Raw genomic sequence first — 25718 nt, forward strand, 5'->3', positions numbered from 1 at the left:
TAATGCAAGTTTTACAGGTTGTAAAATACAACCTGTATAGTTGTGTTTTACAAACGGCCTGACTGACAATCCTGCTAACTTATTGTATATAAAGTATTTGAAAAAAGTACCGGATCAGCTATTATTTGATTGTTTGACGTACTTTTAGAAAGCAAAACTTTTTTTACTATGAATATTGGTCAGAAAATTGCCCGCCTCCGGGAAATCCGGGGCATTAAGCAGGCTGATCTGGCGCGTCGGTTAGGCGTTACACAACAGGCATTATCTAAAATGGAGAATTGTGAGTCGATGGATGATGAACGGTTGGAGAGAGTGGCTTCCGCCCTGGAAGTATCGCCGGACGTCATCCGTAATTTCCGGGAAGACGTGATCATCAACAATGTGTATGACCAGAATAATACCGTGATCAATTACCAGTTTAATCCCATCGAAAAAATTGTGGCTTTATACGATCAGCTCCTGGCTACAGAACGGAAGCGTATTGAATTGCTGGAAGCGATGTTGAAGCAGGAGCAGGAAAAAAATCGCTGAAGCGTAATAAATACCCTTTAACAACCGCATGGTTACCTTTAACAACCATCACTACGATAAACACCCATGATAACAACACAGCCTTGTAACACCGTTACAAGGCTGCATTTATAAAGCATTAGCCCCGCTTGCCGCCGCGGCTTATTAAGAAAATGATCAGGCCCACCACCACTGCTACGGCTAATATGCCGGTCCACACGCCTGCTTTGAATATTCCGCCTATAACTTCACAACTGCTGAGTAAAAGTACCAGGCATGACAGTAACAAATAAGGGAGGTTTTTCATATCATTCAGTTTTAATGTTATATACTACCAGACATATCCTGTACCAAAAAATATTTGCAAGTGTCAGAATAATTAACAAGCTTTAGCAGATCAACCAGAATAGCATGAATACAGGGAAAGCCTTCAGATCGGGGCTGCACGTGGTGGCTTCCCATTCCTCACTTTGGGGACTCTTTCTACAGGGTGACCGCCACGCTTTCGCCGGCATATACGATGCACACATCGATGACCTCTTTCATTATGGCATGCATTTCTGCCAGGATAAGGAAAGGGTGAAAGACTGTCTGCAGGACCTGTTCCAGGATCTCTGGATCAGCAGGGAACACCTGACTGCCAATATCGGGAATGTCCGGTATTACCTGATCAGCAGCCTGAGAAGACGGTTGCTCCGCGCATTGCGTAAAGATCGCCGGTACCAGCACCGCGAATCATGGGAAGCCTTCGAATTTGAATACACCCTTCCGCTCGAAAACCAGTTAATCCAGCACGAAACCATAGAAGAACAAAAGCGCCTCCTCCAGGAAGCCCTCAGCAACCTCTCACGGCGCCAGCGTGAAGCCATCTATCTCCGTTTCTTCCAGAACCTGAGCTATACTGAAGTCGCAGATATCATGTCCATGCAGGTAGATTCTGTATATAATACCATCTCCAAAGCCATCGGCATCCTCAAAAAGAACCTCCCGCTACCGCTCCTGTTGCTGCTTTTGGGCAAATAAAAAATATTTTTTAAAAAAGTGATGAGATTTTGAGCTTAACCTGCTCTTTAGGTAAAAGCACGTTCTCTTGGCAGCCAGTAACTATTTATCATACACGGCCCGGGAGTTTGCGATGGACGAGGACTTTCAGCAATGGGTGCTACACCCGGAGCAAAGGAATGTGTTCTGGGAATCATGGCTCAGACAACACCCGGAAAAAGAACCCGTCATCAGCGACGCCAGGCAACTCGTGCAAAGCATCCGCTTCCGCGACTATTCCCTGTCCGCACCGGACAAGGAACAACTGTGGGATGCCGTGCTGAATGGACTGGAAGAGGAGGAAGAAGAAGCAACCATCCCAATACGTCCGTCTATCTGGAGAAATGTGGGTAAATATGCAGCGGCCGTGATACTCGGTATCCTGCTCACTGCAGCCTGGTGGTGGTGGAAGCCTGCCATACAGCAACCGGCCATCCTCAGCACTTATACCCGGCTGGGAGAAACCAGGCACCTGATGTTGCCGGATAGCTCAGAAGTTACGCTGAACGCCGATTCCCGCCTGCTGTATGCTGTTGCCGGAAACGGGCAGCGCGAAGTATGGCTCGATGGAGAAGCCTTTTTTCATGTAAAACATACCGCCTCCAAACAGCAGTTTATTGTGCATACCTACGATAACCTCGACGTGGAAGTGCTGGGAACACAGTTTAATGTAAACAGCACCGGTAAAGAAATAGTAGTAGTACTGCAGCAGGGAAGCATCCTGCTCAATATAGGCGAAACCAGTAAAGGAAAAGCCGCAGCGCTGTACCTGCAGCCCGGGGAAATGCTCCGGTACAACAAACAGGACGGCGACTATACCAAAAAAAGTGTAGATGCCATACACTACACCTCCTGGCACACCGGCCGGTTAATTATGGATGATTTTACACTGGCAGATGCAGCCATCTTCATGGAACAGGTGTTTGGTAAAAAACTGATCGTTCGCGACACACAACTATTAAACTATAAAGTATCGGGTTCAATGCCTATCGTTTATAACGCCGATACTATGATGACACAGCTGGGTAAGGTTTTCCGTATGCAATTCAACCAAAGAGGCGACGAAGTCTGGATCCATAAACCGTAACATTCGCCGCTCAATTTTATAGATGTCTTATTCTTAATCGTTAAAACCTGTTCAAGATGAAAAAAGGTTTACGTGTTTTGCTGATGCAAGCATTGGCCCTGTATTTCCTGTCCCAAACGGTATCAGCTCAGGAATTGGCTGATGCCGGCAATCAGCCGGTTCCCCCCGCCACCGGTAACAGTGCGGAAGCACAACCAGATGAATCATCCCTGAAAACAGTTCTCCACCTCATCGAAGAACATTTCAGCGTATCCATCGCCTACAAAAGCAACCTGGTTAAAAACAAAAAGATACAATTGTCGGTAGCTGCCTGCCAGTCGGCAGAAGAAGCCCTGGGCAAGGCCTTGTCGCCCTTTAACCTCCACTTCGAAAAGGTGCGGGAACACTTTTACATGGTCACAGAAAAAGCCATTGTTCCTGCTCCCACAGAACCCGCCGGCATACAGCAACAACACCCGGTAAAGGGCGTGGTAAGGGATGAAAAAGGAAACCCCGTGGCCGGTGTAACGGTTCGCATCGCGGGCACCAGCATCGGTACCGTTTCCAACGCCGACGGTTCTTATACCATTTCCGCCCCGGGAAGAAGCAGTGACGAACTGGATATCACTTTCATCGGGTACGAAGCACAACGTATACCCGTTAGCGGTAGATCACTCATCAATGTTACCATGAAAGAAGGTTCCAGTGCATTGAACGAAATAGTGGTTACCGGTTATACCACGCAGAAAAAGAAAGACCTGACAGGCTCCGTGGCGGTAGTGAATATCGATAACCTGAAAAAACAACCTTCCGGCCAGGTAACAGAACAGCTACAGGGACAGGCATCAGGCGTTACCGTTATAGGCTCCGGTCAGCCGGGCGAATCCCCGCAGATCCGCATCCGTGGCGTGAATACCTTCGGCGCCAATTCCCCGCTTTATGTAGTGGACGGCGTACCTACCACCGATATCGCAGACCTCAACCCCAACGACGTAGCCAGCCTGCAGGTATTAAAAGATGCCGGCGCTGCTTCCATTTATGGTTCCCGTGCCTCTAACGGAGTGATCATCATCACCACCCGCCGCGGTTCCGGCAAGGTAAAGGTGGCATACGACGGCTACTATGGCCGGCAATATCCAAAGAAAGGTAACGTATGGAATACCCTCAACCCGCAGGAACAGGCCGACCTCCGGTGGCTGGCCTATAAAAATTCCGGATTAGATCCCGGAACAGAACTCTATGGCAACGGTACAAAACCCGTTATCCCGGATTACATCCTGCCATCGGGCGCAATGGAAGGAGATCCTTCCGTTGACCCATCTCTCTATTATGTAAATCCAAACTATACTGACCTCGACGATTATAACAGCTTCTACCAGATTTCAAAGGCCAACAAAGCAGGTACCAACTGGTACCGCGAGATCTTCCGCCCGGCGCCTATCACCAGCCACAATGTAGCGGTGAGCGGCGGCGGCGATAAAGGGAACTATCTCTTCTCCCTTAATTATTTTAATCAGCAGGGAACTTTAATGAACACCTACCTGAGAAGATATACGGTACGCTCCAACACCCAGTATAATATTACACCCGGTATCAGGGTGGGAGAGAACCTCGCTTTTTCCATGTCAGAAAATCCTTCGGTAGATATCAATACGTCGGATGCCGCTATTGGTCATGCTATGCGCGAACAAAGCATTATACCGGTATATGATATCAAAGGTAACTTTGCCGGTTCCTCCGGCGACGCACTGGGAGACGCTTTTAACCCTGTGGCGATGCAATATCGTACCCGGAATAATAAAGGCCTTAATACCCGTTTGTTTGGTAATGTATATGGAGAAGTGGACTTCCTCAGGTACCTGACCTTCCGCACCAGCTTCGGCGGAGAGGTAGCCTCCGGCTGGTCACACTCTTTCCTGTTCCCGCAATATGAGAACAAAGAAAATTCCACCAGCAATTCCTACACAGAAGGATCTGTGAACGCACATAGCTGGACCTGGACCAACACCCTTACCTATCACCAGACGTTTAATAAACACGACCTGAAAATAATTGCCGGTACGGAATCTTTTGATAGCCGCAACCGCGCAGTAGGTGGTACCACGAAAGATTACTTCACTTTCGATGATTACTTCCCCGACCTGAGCACCGGCACCGGCACGCAAACCAACTACAGTAACCGGGCATCGGAAGGACTGTTTTCTATCCTGGGCCGCGTTGATTATTCATTTAACGACCGGTATCTTTTAAGCGCTACCATACGCCGCGATGGTTCCTCCAAATTTGTAAACGACCATTACGGCACCTTCCCCGCTATTACCGCAGGATGGCGTATTTCCCAGGAAGAATTTATGAAGAAGATCAGCTGGATCACCGACCTGAAGATCCGCGGCGGATGGGGAATCATGGGCAACCAGCTCAACCTCAGCGTTAACAACGGCTACTTCCTTTACGGTGGTAACCGCAACTCTTCCTATTACGACCTGGCTGGTGTTAACAATGGCCTCAATGCCGGCTTTGCAGGCACACAAATCGGTAACCCCGATGCCAAATGGGAAAGCGATGTGAATGCAAACATTGGTATCGATGCCAGTCTCTTTAACGGGCAATTAGATTTCTCTGCCGACTACTACCGCAAAGATATCAAAGACCTGCTCTACAATCCTGAACTGCCCGGACTTGCCGGCACCGGGGCTCAACCTTTTGTAAATATTGCCCGCATGAAAAATGAAGGATTCGACTTCTCCATCGGCTGGCATAAAAATATCAACAAAGATCTGCAGCTAAACATCAGCGGTACACTCACTACCTATAAAAATAAAATCGTGAAAATTGCCGACGGCGTAGACTACTTCGATAGCGACGGTCGCCGCTTCGATGGCAGCAACATCATCCGCAACGCAGTAGGACAACCGGTTTCCTCTTTCTTTGGATATAAAGTGATAGGCTTCTGGAATGAAGAATCTGAAATTGCAGCAGCAGATGAACAGGCAAAGAAAGTAACCAACAGCACAGACGCCATTTACCAGGAAGGCGAAGGACTGGGACGCTTCCGCTACCAGGATGTGAACGGCGATGGTATCATCACACCGGATGACCGTACCTTCCTCGGCAATCCTAACCCCGACTTCTCCTACGGCATCAACCTGGGCGTAACTTACAAAGGATTTGATTTCAGCATCTTCCTCTTCGGTACACATGGCAACCATATCTGGAATAACGTACGCTGGTGGCGCGATTTCTATCCATCCTTTGAAAGTGCTAAAAGCAAAACTGCCCTGTATGATTCCTGGAGACCCGATCACCACAACGCAACAGCGCCTATCCAGGAAGTGGATGGATCTACCAGCACACAAGGCGTTCCCAATTCCTATATGGTGGAAAACGGCGCTTATCTCCGGGCCAAAAATATGCAGCTCGGATATACCCTGCCCACTAAACTGCTGTCGGGTATACACGTAGAAAAGCTGCGTGTTTATATACAGGCTGCCAACGTATTCACCATTACAAAATATTCCGGACTGGATCCTGAAATCGGCGGTTCCGATATCACCGACTTTGGGGTAGACGAAGGCGCATATCCCAACCAACGGCAGTTCCTCATTGGTATCAACCTGGGTTTCTAACAATTGCTCATTTAAAAAAGTAGGATCATGAAATCATTATATCATATACTATTGAGTGCGGCCATTGCAACTCCCTTCATTTCCGGTTGCAGCAAGAGTTTTCTCGAACGCACCCCGCAATCTTCCCTGGAAGAATCTTCCCTCACCAATAAAAAGGGTGTAAATACGCTGCTCATAGGCGCCTATGGCGCATTGGACGGGCAGGATTTTAAAGATGGCGATATGGTGAATATCTCCGGTGGCAGCGGTTTTGCCGTATCTCCCGATAACTGGATCTATGGCAGCGTATGCGGGGGAGATGCCCATAAAGGCAGTGATCCCGGTGATGCCGCCGCTATTTTGCAAATCGGCACCTTCGTGGGAAATGCTACCAACGGCTTCTTCAATGATAAATGGCGCGTAAACTATGAAGGCGTGCGCCGCTGTAACTTTGTATTGCACATCCTGCCAAATGTTACAGATATGACGGAAGATGAAAAGAAAGAACTGGCAGCGGAAGCCCGGTTCCTTCGCGGACATTTTTATTCCGACCTGAAAAAGATGTTTGATAATGTTCCCTGGGTAGATGAAAGTTCCAACAGCTACAACAAGCTCGATGTAGATGAATATAAAATACCGAACGACAAAGACGTTTGGCCGATGATTGAAGCGGATTTTAAATATGCAGCTGAAAATCTTAATGAAATACAGGATGTAATAGGTCGCGCTAACAGCTGGGCCGCCAAAGCCTACCTGGCTAAAACATTGCTCTATGAAAAGAAATATGCGGAAGCCATGCCCATTTTTGAAGATGTGATTGCGCACGGCGTTACTGCCAAAGGAACTCCTTACGCCCTCACTACAAAGTTCCATGATAATTTTGATGCTTTTACAGAGAATAACAGTGAAGCAGTGTTCTCCATTCAATACAGCGCCAACGATGGTTCCGGCGGCACCGGCAACGCCAACCAGGGCGAAATGCTGAACTATCCTTACAACGGACCTTTCAGCTGCTGTGGTTTCTACCAGCCTTCACAAGACCTGGTGAACTCTTATCGTACCGACGCCAACGGGCTGCCCTACATCGATGACTTTAACAGTCATCCTGTGAAAAACGACATGGGACTAGCCAGCAGCGCCGCTTTTACACCGGATGCAGGCAACCTGGATCCTCGTCTCGACTGGACCGTTGGCCGCCGCGGTATTCCTTTTCTCGACTGGGGTAATCATCCTGGTATGAACTGGGTGCGCGACCAGCAATCCGCTGGCCCTTATGCTGCCATCAAAAACGTGTACATGCAGGCTACCCAGGATAAGTTTTACGATGGTAATGGCTGGGCGCCCGGCAACGCCATCAACTATGTACTGATCCGCTTCGCCGATGTGCTGCTCATGGCCGCCGAATGCCAGGCCCAGGCCGGAAGCCTGGCTACTGCACAGGACCATGTCAATACCGTTCGCACGCGTGCTGCAAATCCTGTTGGCTGGGTGAAAACATACCTGAATCCATCACACCCGATGGACGGATATACCAACACGCCCGCCGCGAAATACAACATCAAAGCTTATCCTGCCGGCGCCTTTACCGCCAACGGCAAAGCATGGGCCATCAAAGCCATCCAGTTTGAACGCAAGCTGGAACTGGCAATGGAAGGGCACCGCTACTTTGACCTGGTACGCTGGGGCATCGCACAAACAGAACTGAACCGCTATTTCAGCTACGAAAAAAATATCACCACCGACATCGTAAACGGCAACTTCACCAGCAAAAACGTGCGGTTCCCTATTCCGCAACGCCAGATCGATCTCAGTGTTAAAAACGGTACGGCTACGTTGAAGCAGAACGCGGGGTATTAAGCGGATTTTGTCTTGGCTCAGGATTACGCTGATTATACTGATTAGCTGGATTTTTACTTTTGGATTTTATAAAGGATTAAGGGAGATAGCAGCGGATATTCGCTTCTATCTCCCTTAATTATTATTTTAAGAAAATCTAAAAATCCAAAAAAAATCCAAAAGTAAAAATCCAGCTAATCAGTATAATCAGCGTAATCCTGAGCCAAGACAAAATCCGCTCTGAGCCTCTGCCCATTCGAGGCCACCCGCCAGTTGCCGGTCGCTGAATTCGATGTGGATTACACGGCGGTTATGCCCGTTGCTGCTGCGTCCGGAGGCATGCATCAGTAAAGGCCGCATGATCATCACGCCGCCTTTGTTTACGCGGCAGCTAACATCCGGTGTTTCGTTCAGGTCAATACTGTCTGCCCGGTAAACACCTTTGGCATGTGAGCGGGGCAGTACTTTTAATGCGCCGTTCTGTTCATCCGTATCATCGAGATGAATGCGGAGGGTATAGATGCTTTCCAGGATGTCTGTCGGTGGCTGTACTGCGAACTGGCCGGGTTTCACGGTCCAGGGGCCGTAACCGGCTACGGAGCGTTTTTCTGTTACGGAAATAGTGAGGTCCTGGTGCCAGGCCACAAACCAGTTGGATTGCCCGGGCTTATCAAAATAAATGGATTTAACCGGCACATGCTGTTCGCCAAACAGCTCCCGGATAATTTGCCTGATACCTGGTGTAAATATCAGCGGGGTGATGGCAGGAACCTCCTGCAAAAAACAACGGATGGCAAAGAGGTCGTTGGTTTTCCGGAATAGGGGACCGGTAGGATCCACGCCGTCGATCAAAGCAATCATTTCCTCTATAGCACTTTCCGGAAATATACCGGGGATCACCGTATATCCGTCCCTGCTTAATTCCAGCCGGTGTTGTGTGATGGCTTCGTTCGTCATGTTTCAATTATTCTTTTGCAAATTACGCGAATTTTGTCTTTCTCGCTGATTACGCTGATTATACTGATTACTTTGATTTTTACTTTTGGATTTTTTTCTGATTTTTAGATTAATAATATTTAAGGGAGATAAAAGCGAATATATCCGCTTCTATCTCCCTTAATCCTTTATAAAATCCAAAAGTAAAAATCAAAGTAATCAGTATAATCAGCGTAATCAGCGAGAAAGACAAAATCCGCGTTATTTAATCAGCGTAATACTCCCTTTAAACTCGAATTTCTCGCCGCCTTCGCATACGGTTTGCATGGAGTAAATATAAGTGCCCATTGGCGCTTCCTTGTTGCCGCTACGGCCGTCCCAGCCGGAGGCAGGCGAGTTGATAGCGAAGTGGGTGTTCTCAAATACAAGGGTACCCCAGCGGTCGTAGATGCGCAGCCACTCAATTTCTTTTACACCTTTTCCTTTTGGATAGATGCGTTCATTTCTGCCATCATGATTGGGCGTGAAGGCGTTGGGCATAAAAACGGCGCCCTGGTTGCAGAGGATGTGCAGCACTACTTCGTCGGCAGCTTTGCAGCCATACGCGTTTTCTACTTCTACCCGGTATTTTGTGGTGAAATCAGGCAGTGCCTGCACCCGTGCACAGGTAGCACAGTCCAGGAATTCCGCAGGAGTCCAGCGCCAGCGGATCACATCATTGCTGGCATGGGCTGCTAGGTATACGGGGATGCCCGCCATAATTTCACGGTCTACACCAGCATTTACGGTTGGAGCAGGATTTACTTTTACAGTAAGGGAAGTTTTATCGGAGAAACAATTGTCTTTGTCGAACCCGGTTACTTCATACACATATTGCCCTGTGGCGTTGAGCGTGGCTACAGGCGCAGCGGAGGAGGGTTTGTCGATTCCGGTGCCGGTCCACGTATAATAATCTGTACCCGATACCTGCAGCGGCAATTTATCACCGAGACATAAAACAGTATCAGGCGTTGCCTGTATCTGAAAGGGCTGTACTACGCGTATTGCTACTTCATCGTTATTGATACAGCCGTTGTTGTCGGTTACCTTTACCTGGTAGGCGGTGGTTACCAATGGAGCGGCCGTAGGTGTAGCGATGGTGGGATCGTTTAGTCCGGTGGCAGGAGTCCATTCATAGGTGCCGCCGCCGCCGGCATGTAATACGGTGGTGTTACCAAGACAAACAAAATCTGCGGGGACGCTGGCATTGATATCCGGCAACGGTAAAATATTTAGTGGATGTATTACCTCGTCCGTGCAGCCGTCTTTGCTGGTAACAGTGAGCTTTGCCTGCACCAGGCCGGGTTGGGAATAAGACAAGGCCGATGGTTGCTGCACATCACTGGTGGTATTATTACCAAAATCCCAGCTCCAGGTAACGTCATTCGTTTTGGTAACGCTGCCACTGAAGGTAACCGGCACGTCCTTGCACGCTTTATCGGGCGCGCTGATGGCAGCTAACGGCTTCGGGTATACGTTTACCGGTACCGTTACGGTTTGTGTGCAGCCGTATTTAGTGGTGGCCGTCATGCCGAAGATGTATTCGCCGGTTTTGTCCAGGTGAAATACCGGTGTGGTGGTATTGATATCTGTAGGAGTAAGTGCGGCATCATAGGTCCAGGTATAAGCAGGGGTAATACCCAGTTCATCTGCAGAATAGCTATTAAACTCCGGTGCAAAAGTAAGCGTACCCGCATCGCATATTTTTGTGGGAGAGGGATTCAACTTAATATCCAGTTGATCTATTACTACCAGGTGATCAAGGAAGGCGCTGCCTTTACAACCGGCATCATCTTTCAGTAATAGCCGTGGTTTATAAATGCCAGGTTCGGTGAAATGATGTTTTATTTCGAGCGACGTGGTTTGTTCAACGTTACCATCCGTAAAGTCCCAGCTGAAGGTAGTGGCATTTTCCGGTTTGATGGTAAAGGTGATCTCTTTTTCCAGGCAACCACCGTCGGCACTGGTTGCGATGGTGGCGTACGGCCCGGTAACGATCACTATCTCGCTGTATTCATCTTCAGTGCCGGCTTCTCCGTATACCTTTAATTTTACGGTATAATGGCCGGATTCTGTGTAGGTATGTACGGGATCACTTTGATTAGAGGTACCGCCATCACCAAAATCCCAGGAGCTGTTCAGATAGTTGAGGGACCGGTTACTAAAACGGAATATCATAGGAGCGCATTTTCCGCCGTTTACAAATTCTGATGTGTAAACAAAACTTGCGGCAACAGATGCCACTTTGATATTTTTGGTTACCTCGTCCGTACAGCCGTTATTGTCATTTACTTTTATAGTTACAGGATATGTTCCTTTATTGGGATAATTATGGGTTACATCCTGCATGGCATTGGAAGTATTATTGTCTCCAAAATTCCATGTTACCATAGAGATATTGCCACCCACTTCACTCGAGGTGTTGCGGAAAAATACGTCTGTACCGGGTTTTACTATATAGTTATCTGCTTCAAAATCGGCTATGGGGCCATTCACCTGGATATACCTGCCATCAAATGTATTCCTGCAACCTTCTTTATCCGTAATAGTAACGGAGGGTTGGTAATAGCCGGATTTGTTATAGGTATGTTTGAAGGGAGGGGTTGTAAACGTCTGCGGAGTGCTTCCGTCCCTGAAATCCCATTCCCATTTTACAATTCCACTGCTGTTACTGACATTTGAATTATCAGTAAAGCTCATTTCGGTGCCGCGGCAGGAATAGGGAACGGGGAAATTATAATCTGCAACAGCGCCGCGTACGTTTACATCAATCGAATTACTGGTGTCTACACAGCCGAGATCATTGATACCAATTACCCTTACGCGATATTTACCGGGTTCCATGATGTAATAACCAAACGACTGGGAAGAATTATTGTGAAAATTGCTAAGATCGTTTAATTGCCAGTAGTAACCAGCTACATCATAATAGGAAGGATCAGCTTTAGTAATGGTGGTGGTCAGCGCCTCGCCGGCGCATAATATGGTTTTATCAGTAGTGATTTCAATCGGGGATTTAGTATATATACGCGCCATTACTTCTTTAAAAGTGGTGCAATTGCCCGCTGTTGTAGTAAGTTTAATAATATAGGTGCCGGTTTTTTGGTAATAGTGTGAGATCTTATTGCTGCTCACCGTATAAGCGGTATCCTGCCCGTCGCCCCATTCCCATTTCCAGCCGGTGGCGCCCAGAGAACCATCGGTCACGGTGATTACATTCCGGTTCGCACAATCCACATCGTCTATCGTAAACCGCGGGAAGGGATCAACAGTAGTGATGTATGCCTTTTTGGTAAGCGTAGCAGGGCAACCGCCGTTCCATACGGTAAGTGTTACATCATATGCACCGGGTTCACTGTATTCATGTTGAGTGCTTTTATGGCCATCTCCTGCGCCGTCTCCAAATTCCCAGAACCAGGCATCGGCAACATCAGATTTGTCGTTAAAGGTAACCATAGAATTCCCACAAACGACAGGTGCATTGGGAGAACTGAAATCTACCACTGGTTTTTTAAATACCCTGACGTCGTTGTAAACTTTTATTCTGCCTGTACAGCCTGCCGTGGTGGTATATTGGAGATATGTTTCGAAGATGCCGGATTTTTTAAAAATGTGGTTTGGTGTGGCTTCATGGGACACCGGGCTGCCATCCCCAAAATCCCATTCATATTTTGTAATGGGATCATTATAGTTGCCAATGGCGGTAAAGCCGGACGACATGCCTTCGCAACCACTGTCATTATAGGCGATGGCAGATATTTTTGTAGTATAAACCGTCACCGCACTGTAGCTGTTCATAGCGCAACCGTTGCTGCTGGTGCCGGTCAACACAATTTGGTAAGCGCCTTCTGCCTGGTAAATATGAGAAGGGTTTTGTTCGGTGGAACTTTGTCCGTCCCCAAAATCCCATTTCCAGCTGCTGGCGCCGGTTAAATTGTCTTTGAATTTGACGGTAGCCGGTACCGTGCAGGTTGGAGGACTTTCTATCAGCAGATTCCCTGTAGGAGCGGGATTAATAACCGCTTTTTTCTCTACTACTTCTTTACAGCTTCCATAGTTGGCGGTTAGCCGTACCGTAATAGTGCCGGCACTGCCATAGGGCATATAGGTGGCGTTGTCGAAGTTGCCGTAAGCGTTTTGTCCATTAAATTCCCATAAGGTGCTGTTTGGAGTAACCCCGCTAAAACTGGCATTAAAGGTGGCATATTCGTTAGAACACATAAGCGCCGGAACAATAATGTCGGTACCATAGTTGGCGACGTTGATATCGTTTACTTCTTTTGTATCACTGCATCCTCTTTCATTGGTAACCGTGAGCTTAATGCTGTGCTGCCCTTTGTTGAAAGTATGTTTGGCGGGATCTTTTTGAGTACTGCTGCCACCATCATCAAATTCCCATTTATACGAAAGGGTCCCCGGACCTGTAGAAGTGTTTTTAAAGAACACATCGGCCGGACCACTGCACAAGGTTTTTTCTGTTACAGTAAAATCAGCATTTATAGCAGGGGCTACATCTACTGCCTTATCCAGTACTTTGAAATTCGTGCAGCCATAGCTGTCAGTTACACTAAGTACTACACTGTAAATTCCTGGTTTGCTGTAAATGTGATCAACTACGCCGCTGCCGTTCTGTAAAACTTCGCCGTCGCCAAAGTCCCAGCTGAAGTTTTGCAGGCTGCCTTCCGCAGTGGATTTATCCGTAAACGTAGTCGTAAACGGCGCGCATCCTTTGCCGGAAGACACGCTGAAGTTTACTGCCGGCTTTGCCCTTACGGCGATATAGTTTGCTTTAACGGCCGTTTTCGTACTGCCATCACCAAAGGTTACTTTCAGGGATACAGTATACTTTCCGGTTTTTACATAGGTGGCGCCGGGATTTTTTTTGGTAGAAGTAGTTCCATTCCCGAAGTCCCACAGCCAGGCGGTGGGGTTACCGGTAGACAGGTCGGTGAAACTGGTAATGAGCGATTCACAATCGCTGATGGCGGAAGCAGAAAAGTCGGCGTTTTGTTGCGCGACTGCACATAAACTGGTAACAAAACATAGCACAAGGGATACAACAAATTTGCATCGGACAGGGAAACGGTACATCGGACGTATAGGTATAAGCCCTAAAAATAGGCTTTTCCGCGGATATTTGCTTTGCCAGGCGGGTCTTGAATATTATGTTTTCGCTATACGATTAATGCTTAATTTTAAAGGTCTTAAAAGCAGCGTTTTATGTCACATTTGTTTAGCCCTCTGCAATTGAGGGAAGTTACGTTCCGGAACAGGATAACGGTGTCGCCTATGTGTGAATATTCTTCTACCGATGGATTTGCCACCAACTGGCACCTGGTGCATCTTGGAAGCCGGGCAGTGGGTGGCGCAGGGCTGGTGCTCACGGAAGCCGCAGCCGTATCCCCCGAAGGCCGTATTTCCATTCACGACCTGGGTATCTGGAAAGATGAGCACATACCTATGCTGCAGGAAATCACCTCATTTATTTCCGCGCAGGGCGCCGTTCCCGGCATTCAGCTGGCGCATGCCGGCAGGAAAGCCAGCACAGTAAGACCATGGGAGGGCAGCCACGCCCTGCCTGCAGAAGACGGCGGGTGGCAGGTAGTGGCGCCCAGCGCCATTCCTTTCAACGACGTATATCCTATGCCGGTAGCACTCACGGAAACAGGCATACGTAAAATAAAAGATGATTTTAAGGCCGCCGCTATCCGGGCTCAGAAGGCCGGCTTCCAGGTAATAGAAATACACGGCGCGCATGGTTATCTCCTGCACAACTTTTTATCTCCCCTTAGTAATCAACGTACAGATGAATATGGAGGCAGTTTTGAAAACAGGATACGGTTGCTGGTAGAAACAATAGAAACGGTACGGGAAGTGTGGCCGGTGCAATATCCTTTGTTGTTGCGTATTTCGGCTACCGACTGGGCGGAAGGTGGATGGAACCCGGAGGAAGCTGTAAAGCTGGCAGCAATTGTAAAAGGGAAGGGGGTAGACCTGGTAGATTGTTCTTCCGGCGGACTGGCCGCACATCAGCAAATAAAAGTGGGACCTTTATACCAAACCCCTTTTGCAGAGAAAATCCGGAAGGAAGCCGGCGTTGCCACCGGTGCAGTAGGATTAATTACCACAGCTGAAGAAGCAGAATCTATCATTGCCGGGGGGCGTGCGGATATGGTATTGATGGCGCGTGAAATGTTGCGTGATCCATATTTCCCGATGAGGGCGGCCCATGAACTGGGGGCTGAGATCAAATGGCCGGTGCAATACGAGCGGGCAAAACGAAGAAAGTAGCAGGCAGCCGTTAGCAATTCCTGCTAACGGCTAACCGCTAAGAAACTATTTCAGTATCGCTTCAATTGCGTCCAGTTCTTCTTTTGTAAAGGCGGTATTTTTCAGTGTATCCAGGTTGTTGTCCAGCTGGGCAACAGAGCTGGCGCCGATCAATACGGTGGTGATCCGTTTATCTTTCAGGATCCACGCCAGCGCCATCTGGGCGAGGGACTGGCCGCGTTGTTGCGCCAATACATTCAGCTTTTTTACTTTCTCAATTCTTTCAGGCGTTACTTCACCTTCCTGCAGAAATCCTGTTGGTTTGCTGGCGCGGGAGCCGGCCGGGATACCATTCAGGTAACGGTCTGTCAGTAATCCCTGTGCCAGGGGAGAGAAGGGGATGCAACCTACGCCGTTGGCTTCCAGTACATCCAGCAGTCCGCCTTCTATCCAGCGTTCAAACATGCTGTATTTGGGCTGGTGTATGAGGCAGGGCGTACCAAGCGATTTCAATATCTCTACAGCTACTTTTGTTTGCTCGGCAGTATAGTTGGAAAGTCCCACATACAGCGCCTTGCCCTGTTGCACAATGCTATGCAGCGCTCCCATTGTTTCTTCAATGGGGGTAGCCGGATCCGGGCGATGAGAATAAAAAATGTCCACGTATTCGAGCTGCATACGGCGTAAACTCTGGTCCAGGCTGGAAACAAGGTATTTACGGGATCCCCAGTCGCCATAAGGACCAGGCCACATGGTATAACCTGCTTTAGTAGAAATGATCAGTTCATCCCGCAGGTGCCCGGTGAAATCCTGTTTCAATATCCTGCCGAAATTCTCCTCCGCACTACCAGGTAATGGCCCGTAGTTATTGGCGAGGTCAAAATGAGTGATACCCTTATCAAAAGCGTTATGAATAATACTGCGTCCGTTCTCAAAATTATCAACAGAGCCGAAGTTATGCCATAAACCCAGTGATACGGCAGGCAGCTGTAAACCGCTCTTACCGCACCTGTTGTAGGTCATATTGTTATACCTGTCTGCAGCGGGTGTGTAATGCATGGAATTTTAATTTTAGGGAGACAAGATAGAAAAATAAAGCGGATTTTGTCTTGGAACACTGATTACGCTGATTATACTGATTAGCTTGATTTTTACTTTTGGATTTTTTTGGATTTTTAGATTTCTTACAATAATAATTAAGGGAGATAAGAGCGAATACTCGCTTCTATCTCCCTTAATCCTTTATAAATCCAAAGTAAAAATCAAGCTAATCAGTATAATCAGCGTAATCAGTGTTCCAAGACAACATCCGCTTTAGCTCAGTTCCTCCACCGGTACGCGCGGAGCAGCTTCCTGCTTCAGCTTATTGCTTTCCTTCAGTTTGGCTGGAACCGGGCGTATTTCCCAGACGATTCCCAGGAAACCCAGTGTTTTGATCACATAGTAGGTGATATCAAATTCCCACCAGTAAAAGCCCTGTCTGGCTGCACTCTGGTAGTAGTGGTGGTTGTTATGCCAGCCTTCTCCCAGGGTGATCAGCGCCAGGATGGCACTGTTGCGGGACTCATCTCCGGTATAATATCTCTTATTACCAATTTTGTGCATAAGAGAGTTAATGGTAAAAGTACCATGATATAACAGTACGGTGCTCAGGAAAAAACCGATCAGTAAAGTAGATAACCCGGCGGACCAGTCGAACCAACCAGTACCATTTACTTTATTGCCCACAAAATACACTGCTATTGCCAGTACCACTGCCGGTATCATATGCCATTTATTCAGCCACAACAATTCCTTCGCTTTGTGGTCCTTGATCAGGTCGAAACGGGTAGGCTTGTATTCAGGGCCCATGATCCAGCCGATATGCGCGTACCAGAATCCGTAAACATTCGCCGAATGCGGATCTTCCGGGGTGTCGCTGTGTTTGTGGTGAATACGGTGATTGGCTGACCACCATAAGGCGCCCTTCTGTAAACTGCTTTGCGCACCTCCCGCCAGGATAAACTGGAAGAACCGCGACGTTTTAAATGCACGGTGCGAGAAATAACGGTGATAACCAGCCGTTACAAAAAACATACGTACTACATACAGTACACCGCACAATATCCAGTCAAAAGCTGTTGTACCGGTGAAAAATGCCAGTAAGGGCACCGCGTGAATGCCCATGAAGTCTGCCTGGTGCCACCAGTTAGGTGGCTGTCTTTCTTGCTTGATCGCCTTATTCATTCCACAAAGATAATTTCCGTCTTTTATTAAATAAATGATTTAAATCATTTGGACAAAGTTAAGTGCTTTTCCCCGGTTTTTGCGCGCCTATATTCCGGCGAACATTTTACAACCGGATGTGTTAGAGAGAAACGTAGTACTATCCTTTCATCACGTTAAAGTAATTATTATGTCACAATTCATTTCGGCTATCAGGAACAATGTGAAGTATTGGTGGTTGTACCTGCTCAACGGGATCATATTCCTCATAGCAGGTTGCGTTGTTTTCGCCAATCCCTTCAGCAGCTACGTATTGCTAAGTATATTCTTCAGTGTCACCCTTTTCGTGACAGGGATCTTTGAAATAGCTTTTGCAGCCGGCAACCGCAGGGGGCACCACGGGTGGGGATGGTCGCTGGCCTCAGGCATCATAGATGTGGTGATAGGCTTTATCCTGATGCTGTATCCCTCGGTAAGTATGGCTGTGATCCCGCTTTTCCTGGCTTTCTGGTTTCTGTTCAAAGGTATCAGCCTCATTGGATTCTCTATCCAGCTTCAAACAGATAAGGTGCCCAACTGGGGCTGGCTGCTGGTGGGAGGAATCGGGCTTATTATTATCGCTATCTTTATTCTCGATAACCCCGCACTCGGTGTGGCTACTGTACTCGGACTGATGGCCGCTGCCTTCTGGGGAACCGGTATCCTCAGCATTATCTTCGCTTTCCGTCTCAAACATGTTAAAAAAGAATTAAAAGAACACGGTCTTTAAAAAAAGATACGCCGTAGAAGCTGTTACAGCGAACCACAAAGTAATTCACCACTTTGCCGTTCGCTGTAACAGCTTTATGCTGTCGGCATTTTCTGTATATTCGGTGCTGCTAAATCTATTCTCTTCCGATGAAAATCAACAGAATCTATGCTATCGCGTCCTTGTTATTATGCACCGGGATGCAGCAGGTAATGGGCCAAACAGTATCTAAATATGATGCGCATGAGGCTTTTTCCCCGCTATTCTATCCTGCTCCCGGTAACGAATACCGCAGTGCAGGCGGACAACCAGGACCAAAATACTGGCAGAACGCAGCAGATTATAAACTGGCCGTAACGCTCGACACGGCACAACATCGTATAAGCGGCTCCGTAGTCATTACCTATAAAAATAACAGCCCGGACCAACTGCCCTTTTTATGGCTGCAGCTGGACCAGAACATTTACCGGGAAGATTCCCGCGGCAGCGCTACCGTAGCGGCTTCCGGCGAACGCTTTGCCAACCGGAGCTTTACACAGGGCTTTGAGTTGAAAAGCGTAAGCGTAGTTGCCAACGGCAAATCCGCCTCCGCCAATTACCTGGTAAATGATACCCGTATGCAGGTGAAGCTGGCAGATGCCCTCAAAACAGGCGCCTCCGTGCAACTGAAAATAGATTACGCCCATACCATCCCGGAATATGGCACCGACCGCACTGGCCGCCTGCGCACCGCCAACGGATGGATCTACGAAATAGCACAATGGTACCCGCGCATGGCCGTATACGATGATGTTCTCGGATGGAATAATATCCCCTACCTGGGCGCGTCGGAGTTTTATCTGGAATACGGCAACTTCGATTATACCATTACAGCTCCCGCCAGCCTGCTGATAGGCGGCTCCGGGCAACTGCTGAATGAAGCGCAGGTGCTGTCGCCGAAAGAAATGAGCCGGCTGGCCAAAGCGCGCAACAGCGATGAAACCGTGTATATCCGCGACAGCGCAGATGTAAAAAACAATACCGCCAAAGGAAACCGTACCTGGCATTTCGTATGTAAAAATACCCGTGACGTAGCCTGGGGCGCCTCCGCAGCGTTCATCTGGGATGCCGCCCGCATTAACCTGCCCGGTGGCAAAAAGGCGCTGGCGCAATCACTTTACCCGGTAGAAGTAGCCAGTAAAAACGGCTGGGGCAGATCCACCGAATATGTGAAAGGCTGTATAGAACACTACTCAGATAAATGGTACGTATATACTTACCCGGTAGCCACCAACGTAGCAGGCGTGGTGGGCGGAATGGAATATCCCGGTATCGTTTTCTGTAACTGGAAGTCCACCAAGGGCGGCCTCTGGGGCGTTACAGACCACGAGTTCGGACACAACTGGTTCCCCATGATCGTGGGCTCCAACGAACGTAAATACGCCTGGATGGATGAAGGCTTCAACACCTTCATTAACGGTATTTCCACTAAAAATTTCAACAGCGGAGAATATGCTGCCCGTCAAAGTATGCAGAGAGCAGCCCCCATGCTGTTTTCCGCCAATGCGGAAGCCATAATGAATACTCCGGATGTTATCGGTCTCAATTACAATGGCATCGCGGCTTATTATAAACCCGCAGCAGGACTGAATCTTCTCAGGAATGAAATCCTGGGTCCAGAACGTTTCGATTATGCATTCCGGGAATATATTAAGCGCTGGGCGTTTAAACACCCTACACCGTGGGACTTTTTCAGAAGTATTGAAAACGCTGCCGGTGAAGACCTTAGCTGGTTCTGGCGCGGCTGGTTCTTTAATACCTGGAAACTGGACCAGGCAGTAAAAGATGTCAAATATGTAAAGAACGACCCTGCCCAGGGCGCGCTCATTACCATTCAGAACCTGGAACAACTTCCCATGCCGGTAGTGCTGGCAGTAACAGACGCCAACGGTAAAACAGATACCGTTCATCTGCCGGTGGAAGTGTGGCAACGCGGCAGCAACTGGACATTCCGTTATCCTTCCACTACTAAGCTCACCAGTGTGATCATCGATCCTGCAGGCAATTTCCCCGATATCAATCCTGTAAATAACAGCTGGAAAGCAGACACCGGTAAACCTGTACCCGACGGTACTACGGGAACGGCTATATTAAAAAAATATATCGATGCCATAGGCGGCGCCGATAAGCTGAATAGCATAAAAGACCTGTTGCTGGAAGAAGATGGAGATATTGCAGGAACGGCTATTGAACGCAGTGTGCAGGTGAAACAACCCGATAAAATGTTGCAGGTGGTAAGCGTTCCGGTGAATAAGTTAATTGCCTATAAGTTACTTATCAATGGCAATAACGTGAGCATGGCCCGCATGGGGCAGGAGGTGCCACTTTCACCGGCGGACAAGGCTATCCTGAAGGATAAAAACAGCCTGTTTCCCGAACTGCAATACCTTAACCATGCCGGCGATGTTAAGCTGGAACTGGCGCCGTTGACAGCCGACGTAAATAACGCAAGCGCCTATGTTATCGGTGTGGCTACTTCCAACGGGGCATTGCTGCGCAACTACTACGATGTGAAAACGGGCCTGAAAGTACGCACTGTTTCCCTGCCGGGACAGGAAGGCAATGAAAAGGAAACCACTACTGATTACACTGATTACCGCAACGTGAATGGTGTACAACTGCCGTTTACCATTACTACCAATACAGGCGGTTATGACGCGGTGATGAAAGTGAAAAAGGCGGCTATTAACAGTGGGCTGGGAGATGATGTGTTTAAATAATTGCCGCAGGCCACTCCCTTACAGGCGGCATAAAGGTGGCATACTTGTCTTAAAGTTAATATCTTCGCGGCAGTACTAACGTCATGAACGAATGAAACAACTCCGGCCGGTAATGTTTGTGGGTACGGCTTCCGATGTAGGCAAAAGCGTGATCACCGCGGGATTTTGCCGTATTTTCAAACAGGATGGATATACACCCGCGCCTTTTAAGGCCCAGAATATGTCGCTCAATAGCTATGCTACACCCGATGGCCTGGAAATAGGCCGTGCGCAGGCCGTTCAGGCAGAAGCTGCGGGGGTGCCATGCCACACCGATATGAATCCCGTGTTGTTGAAACCTACCAGCGACCGCAATGCGCAACTGGTGCTACACGGCAAACCAGCTGGTAATCAGTCGGCCTGGGAATACTTTATGGAAGACGACAAACGTGCGCTCTTTGAAGAAGTGAAAGGGGCGTTTGACCGCCTGTCGCAGCGGTTCAATCCTTTGGTAATGGAAGGGGCAGGCAGTATTTCAGAACTGAACCTGCGTGCAAAAGATATCACCAATATGCGGATCGCGCTGCATGCGGGAGCAGCGGTGTACCTGATCGCGGATATTGACCGCGGCGGTATTTTCGGCAGCGTATATGGGACTATCGCCCTGCTGCCGCCGGAAGAAAAGGCGTTGATCAAAGGAATTATCATCAATAAATTCCGTGGCGATATCCGGTTGTTTGAAGACGGACGGGCGATGCTGGAAAGCATTACCGGCGTACCCGTAACCGGTGTACTACCTTACTATCACGATATTCATATTGAAGAAGAGGATGCGGTTTCATTGCAGCTTAAGCAGAAACGGTTTGCCGCCGGTCAGATAAATATAGCCATCGTACTGCTGCGGCATATGTCCAACTTCACCGACTTCAATGCGCTGGAAAAAGATGAGCGCGTAAATATATTTTATACAGATAATCCGGCAGAACTGTCGGCCGCAGATATTATCATCCTGCCGGGCAGTAAAAATACGATTGCCGACCTGGTCTCCATCAGGAATAACGGTACCGCTGCCGCAATAACGGATGCGTATAAACGAAATAAAGCAGTGATCGGTATTTGCGGTGGCTACCAGATGATGGGACAGCAGGTAGCGGATCCTGATGGTGTGGAAGGTCCTGCCGGCAGTATACCGGGACTGGGGATATTGCCTGTTACTACCGTGCTTACAAAAGAAAAGATCACCAGGCAAAGAAGTTTTTATTACCGGGATCAGCCGAAAGTATGTGAAGGATATGAAATTCATATGGGAGATACCACCGCCGCAGTGGCTTCCCCGCTGAACACGTTTACAGATGGCGGCACAGACGGGTATTTCCTCCGGGCCAACTGCTGGGGTACTTACCTGCACGGCATCCTCGATAACGACACTGTGATCAACGACCTGCTGGCGCATTGCGGGAAACCCGCAGTAGTAAAGGAATTCGATTACCGCCGGTTTAAGGAGGAACAATATAACAAACTGGCAACACACATCCGTGAACATCTGGACATTCCGGCTGTTTATAAGGCACTGGAATTATAATAATATTGCATTATGATACAAGGACACGGTGATGATGGTTATCTGTTTGCCCAACAGGTGAAAGCTGATTTCAGCTCCAACGTATGGTATGGCGGTTTACAGGAAGGATTGAAGGAGCATCTCAGGAGTAAAGTAACGGGCATAGATCATTACCCGGATGCGGGTGGCTCAAAGCTCCAGGGCATGCTCGAAAACCAGGCGGCCCTCCCCGCCGGCAGCATCCTGGTTACCAACGGTGGCACAGAGGCCATTTACCTGGTGGCACAGGCGTTTACAGGCGCCACTACCACGGTGGTAGCACCCACTTTTTCGGAGTATGCAGATGCGTGTAAGCTGTATGGGCACCAGGTGTTGTACCTGCAATGGGATAAGCTCACACCGGGTACCGTGTTCAGCAGCGACCTGGTATTTATCTGCAATCCTAACAATCCTACAGGGCAGACATTGGATGAAACAGCGCTGCAACAACTCATCGCCCATAATAAGCATACGGTGTTCATCATTGATGAAGCCTATATACAGTTTACACTCAATGCCGCTACCATGCTGCCGTTCCTGCACCGGTTGCCAAATGTACTGGTGCTGAGATCCATGACTAAAACCTGTTGTATCCCGGGCTTACGGCTGGGGTATATGGCAGGAAGGAAACAACTGCTGGACCGTGTCAGGGCTTTCCGGATGCCATGGTCGGTGAACAGCCTGGCGCTGGAAGCCGGCTATTATATCGTGGAACACCCGGAGCAGTTTACCATTGCGACCGACAGCCTGTTGCAGGGAACTTTTCATTTGTGGGAGAGTATCCGTAAGATGCCGGAGTACAAAGTATATGCATCGCATACGCATTATTTTTTGTTTGAAACATTAACCGGTACCGCCGCTACATTGAAAGCATGGCTGATGGAGAGATATGGCCTGCTGATCCGGGATGCTTCCAATTTCTACGGACTGGAGGCCGGGCATTGCCGGGTTGCCTGCCGCAATGCCGCCGACAATCAATTACTGACTACTGCTTTGCGCCAATGGACCCTGTATTAAAATTCGTATTGCCGCTACTGTTAGGGTATATCGCCGACCTGCTGCTGGGAGATCCCCGCAGCTGGCCGCATCCGGTGAAAGTTTATGGCTGGCTGATCAGCCGGGGCACACGCTGGCTGAACAGGGGAGGCGCCCGGTTCTGGAAGGGGGCCTTGCTCACGGTTACCCTGTGCGTAGCAGTATATATAAGTTTTTATTTTACGCTTATAGTACTATCGGGGTGGCCGGTAGTGTACTATGCATTCAGTGCAGTGTTTGTTTTTTTCGCGCTGGCTAACAAAAGCCTGCTACAGGAAGGCAAAGAAGTATTTGCAGCTTTACATCACGAAGGAGTGGAAGCCGGCCGCAGGCGGCTGTCGTGGATAGTTGGAAGGGATACCGCCCATCTTTCACCCAATCAGATCCGCATCGCGGTATTTGAATCGATGTCTGAGAACCTGAGCGATGGGGTAGTAGCACCGCTGTTTTTTTACGCCGTGCTGGGGCTACCCGGCATGATGTTGTATAAAATGATCAATACCCTGGATTCCATGATAGGCTATAAGGACAAGGAATACCTGTATTTTGGACGCTTCGCTGCGCGCCTGGATGATGTAGCCAATTTTATCCCGGCCCGTATTACGGCGCTGCTGATGATCCTCCTGTATGGAAGCAGCCGTGCCTGGCATTTTATGATTAAATACGGACCGGCACACAGCAGCCCCAATTCAGGATATCCCGAAGCCGCACTGGCAGGTATCCTGGACTGCCGCTTCGGTGGTCCCAACCTCTACCAGGGAGTAGTGGTAAATAAACCTTACATCGGTGAAAATGAACGCAGTATTGAACATGGAGAATTCAGCAAGGTAATGTACCTTAATCAGGCAGTTACTTTCGTGATGATCATCAGCATTATTGCCGTAAAATATTATTTTATATGGACAGCACAGCAGTAACCCCCCGACAGGAAAGAAACGAAAGGATCAGTATTTTAAGCTGTGGCTGGCTCGGGAAGCCGCTGGCATTGCACCTGCAGGCCGCAGGTTATGCCGTAAAGGGAGCCCGCACCAGCATGGCAGGCGTACAGGAGCTGCAGGCCCTCGGCCTCGAAGCGTATACGGTGGTATTGTCAGAAGACGTGCTGACCGGCCCCGATGCCTTCTGGGATGCCGACATACTGATCGTAAATATCCCGCCGCGGAAAGAAAGAGGCAAAGATGCACATGTATCAGAAATAGCACTGTTGCGCAGCTTTATAGCCACTACCCCCATCAGCAAAGTTATCTTTGTGAGCTCCACTTCTGTCTATAAAGACATCAACGGCCTGGTAACAGAAGAAAATGATGAAATCCCGGACACTCCCAACGGGATGGCGCTACGGGAAGCCGAAAGCCTCCTGCTGGAGTCAGACGCATTTGATACCACCGTATTGCGCTTCGGCGGGCTCATTGGCTACGACCGGCTGCCGGATCAGCGCCGGATCATGGAAGGCCGGAAAGCCAACGGCCAGCCCATGAATGTCATCCACCGCGATGACTGCATCGGTATTATCCGGCAGGTGATAGAAAAGAAGATGTGGGGAGAAGTATTCAACGCCTGCGCCAGCGGGCATCCGCAACGCAGCAACTATTATAAGGCAGCCGCGCAATACCTCGGCATCCAGATGCCACGCAGATTACCCGCCGAAGAGGAGCCCTATAAAATTGTAGGTTCCAGTAAACTTAGAAACGTGCTGGGATATAGTTTTCTGTATGATGATCCGCTACAGGTGTTTAATAATATCAATGTTTAAGGTACCAACACCTGTCCATCCGGGGGCAAAATGAGACAGAGTGACCCGTCCTAAAAAAACTATACACTAAAAAAAGTGTTATGTTAGTAGAACAAGGTCTTAACAATTCCGATTTAAGGACAGATCCTCATCAAAAGTGTAGTAAACAATTGATAAAAGAGGTAGTAGCAAGCGTAGAGTCAGGAATAAGGCGAGAGGTCGTATGTGAACACTATGGCATATCAGGGTCCAGTTTAGCAAACTGGATGCGTTTGTATGGCTCAGAAGATTATCATCGTAAGAAAAACCGTTCCTTTACAGCCCAGCAGAAAAGAAGTATTCTCCAACATATTGAAC

18 protein-coding genes are annotated in these 25718 nt (G+C 48.6%); 13 read left to right on the forward strand and 5 right to left on the reverse strand.

Going from position 1 to position 25718, the window contains the following annotated elements; translation table 11 throughout:
* Positions 1 to 168: 168 nt before the first annotated feature.
* The gene (locus AB6805_RS29465) at positions 169 to 531 is read left to right on the forward strand and encodes a helix-turn-helix domain-containing protein (protein ID WP_370913021.1); all 363 of its coding nucleotides are present in this window, start codon (positions 169 to 171) and stop codon (positions 529 to 531) included.
* Between the two features lie 118 nt (positions 532 to 649).
* Here the strand turns inward: AB6805_RS29465 and AB6805_RS29470 are convergent, their stop codons facing one another.
* The gene (locus AB6805_RS29470; protein WP_370913022.1) at positions 650 to 817 is read right to left on the reverse strand and encodes a phosphatidate cytidylyltransferase; all 168 of its coding nucleotides are present in this window, start codon (positions 815 to 817) and stop codon (positions 650 to 652) included.
* Between the two features lie 104 nt (positions 818 to 921).
* On the opposite strand from AB6805_RS29470, the gene AB6805_RS29475 reads away from it, so the two are divergent.
* The 4 genes from AB6805_RS29475 (at position 922) to AB6805_RS29490 (ending at position 8079) form a co-directional block, all read left to right on the forward strand.
* The gene (locus AB6805_RS29475; RefSeq protein ID WP_370913023.1) at positions 922 to 1533 is read left to right on the forward strand and encodes an RNA polymerase sigma factor; all 612 of its coding nucleotides are present in this window, start codon (positions 922 to 924) and stop codon (positions 1531 to 1533) included.
* Positions 1534 to 1600: 67 nt separating this feature from the next.
* Positions 1601 to 2638 carry a FecR domain-containing protein gene (locus AB6805_RS29480; protein ID WP_370913024.1) on the forward strand — a complete coding sequence of 346 codons (1038 nt, stop codon included), beginning with the start codon at positions 1601 to 1603 and terminating at the stop codon, positions 2636 to 2638.
* A gap of 56 nt (positions 2639 to 2694) precedes the next feature.
* Positions 2695 to 6243 carry a SusC/RagA family TonB-linked outer membrane protein gene (locus AB6805_RS29485; protein WP_370913025.1) on the forward strand — a complete coding sequence of 1183 codons (3549 nt, stop codon included), beginning with the start codon at positions 2695 to 2697 and terminating at the stop codon, positions 6241 to 6243.
* A 27-nt stretch (positions 6244 to 6270) separates the two neighbouring features.
* Positions 6271 to 8079, forward strand: coding sequence for a RagB/SusD family nutrient uptake outer membrane protein (locus AB6805_RS29490; RefSeq protein WP_370913026.1), 1809 nt, complete (start codon positions 6271 to 6273; stop codon positions 8077 to 8079).
* 186 nt (positions 8080 to 8265) lie between these two features.
* On the opposite strand, the gene AB6805_RS29495 is transcribed toward AB6805_RS29490, so the two are convergent.
* Together AB6805_RS29495 and AB6805_RS29500 are read right to left on the reverse strand one after the other, a co-directional pair.
* Positions 8266 to 9015, reverse strand: a complete 750-nt coding sequence (locus AB6805_RS29495) for a phytanoyl-CoA dioxygenase family protein (protein WP_370913027.1) — start codon at positions 9013 to 9015, stop codon at positions 8266 to 8268.
* Between the two features lie 240 nt (positions 9016 to 9255).
* Positions 9256 to 14082, reverse strand: a complete 4827-nt coding sequence (locus tag AB6805_RS29500; protein ID WP_370913028.1) for a PKD domain-containing protein — start codon at positions 14080 to 14082, stop codon at positions 9256 to 9258.
* A 171-nt stretch (positions 14083 to 14253) separates the two neighbouring features.
* Here AB6805_RS29500 and namA point away from each other — a divergent pair, with 171 nt between their 5' ends.
* The gene (namA, locus tag AB6805_RS29505; protein ID WP_370913029.1) at positions 14254 to 15324 is read left to right on the forward strand and encodes an NADPH dehydrogenase NamA; all 1071 of its coding nucleotides are present in this window, start codon (positions 14254 to 14256) and stop codon (positions 15322 to 15324) included.
* 45 nt (positions 15325 to 15369) lie between these two features.
* On the opposite strand, the gene mgrA is transcribed toward namA, so the two are convergent.
* On the reverse strand, positions 15370 to 16362 hold the full coding sequence (mgrA, locus tag AB6805_RS29510; RefSeq protein WP_370913030.1) for an L-glyceraldehyde 3-phosphate reductase: 993 nt from the start codon (positions 16360 to 16362) through the stop codon (positions 15370 to 15372).
* 255 nt (positions 16363 to 16617) lie between these two features.
* A complete protein-coding gene (locus AB6805_RS29515; protein ID WP_370913031.1) occupies positions 16618 to 17529 on the reverse strand; it encodes an acyl-CoA desaturase in 912 nt (303 codons plus the stop codon).
* Positions 17530 to 17698: 169 nt separating this feature from the next.
* Between AB6805_RS29515 and AB6805_RS29520 the strand changes: the two genes are divergently transcribed.
* From AB6805_RS29520 to AB6805_RS29550, 7 genes are all read left to right on the forward strand, one after another.
* Positions 17699 to 18277, forward strand: a complete 579-nt coding sequence (locus AB6805_RS29520) for an HdeD family acid-resistance protein (protein WP_370913032.1) — start codon at positions 17699 to 17701, stop codon at positions 18275 to 18277.
* A 128-nt stretch (positions 18278 to 18405) separates the two neighbouring features.
* Positions 18406 to 21015 carry a M1 family metallopeptidase gene (locus AB6805_RS29525; RefSeq protein ID WP_370913033.1) on the forward strand — a complete coding sequence of 870 codons (2610 nt, stop codon included), beginning with the start codon at positions 18406 to 18408 and terminating at the stop codon, positions 21013 to 21015.
* 91 nt (positions 21016 to 21106) lie between these two features.
* The gene (locus AB6805_RS29530) at positions 21107 to 22576 is read left to right on the forward strand and encodes a cobyric acid synthase (RefSeq protein ID WP_370913034.1); all 1470 of its coding nucleotides are present in this window, start codon (positions 21107 to 21109) and stop codon (positions 22574 to 22576) included.
* Positions 22577 to 22588: 12 nt separating this feature from the next.
* Positions 22589 to 23611, forward strand: a complete 1023-nt coding sequence (locus tag AB6805_RS29535; protein ID WP_370913035.1) for a histidinol-phosphate transaminase — start codon at positions 22589 to 22591, stop codon at positions 23609 to 23611.
* Complete coding sequence (cbiB, locus tag AB6805_RS29540; RefSeq protein ID WP_370913036.1) at positions 23596 to 24546, forward strand: adenosylcobinamide-phosphate synthase CbiB; 951 nt, start codon at positions 23596 to 23598, stop codon at positions 24544 to 24546. Before AB6805_RS29535 ends, cbiB begins: the two co-directional genes overlap by 16 nt.
* Positions 24528 to 25382: an SDR family NAD(P)-dependent oxidoreductase gene (locus tag AB6805_RS29545; RefSeq protein WP_370913037.1), complete on the forward strand. Its 855-nt coding sequence runs from the start codon at positions 24528 to 24530 to the stop codon at positions 25380 to 25382. Before cbiB ends, AB6805_RS29545 begins: the two co-directional genes overlap by 19 nt.
* 80 nt (positions 25383 to 25462) lie before the next feature.
* Positions 25463 to 25718, forward strand: a 256-nt coding sequence (locus AB6805_RS29550) for a hypothetical protein (protein ID WP_370913038.1), incomplete at its 3' end; no start/stop codon positions are given.

Source organism: Chitinophaga sp. RCC_12, assembly GCF_041360695.1.
Taxonomy (GTDB): Bacteria; Bacteroidota; Bacteroidia; order Chitinophagales; family Chitinophagaceae; genus Chitinophaga.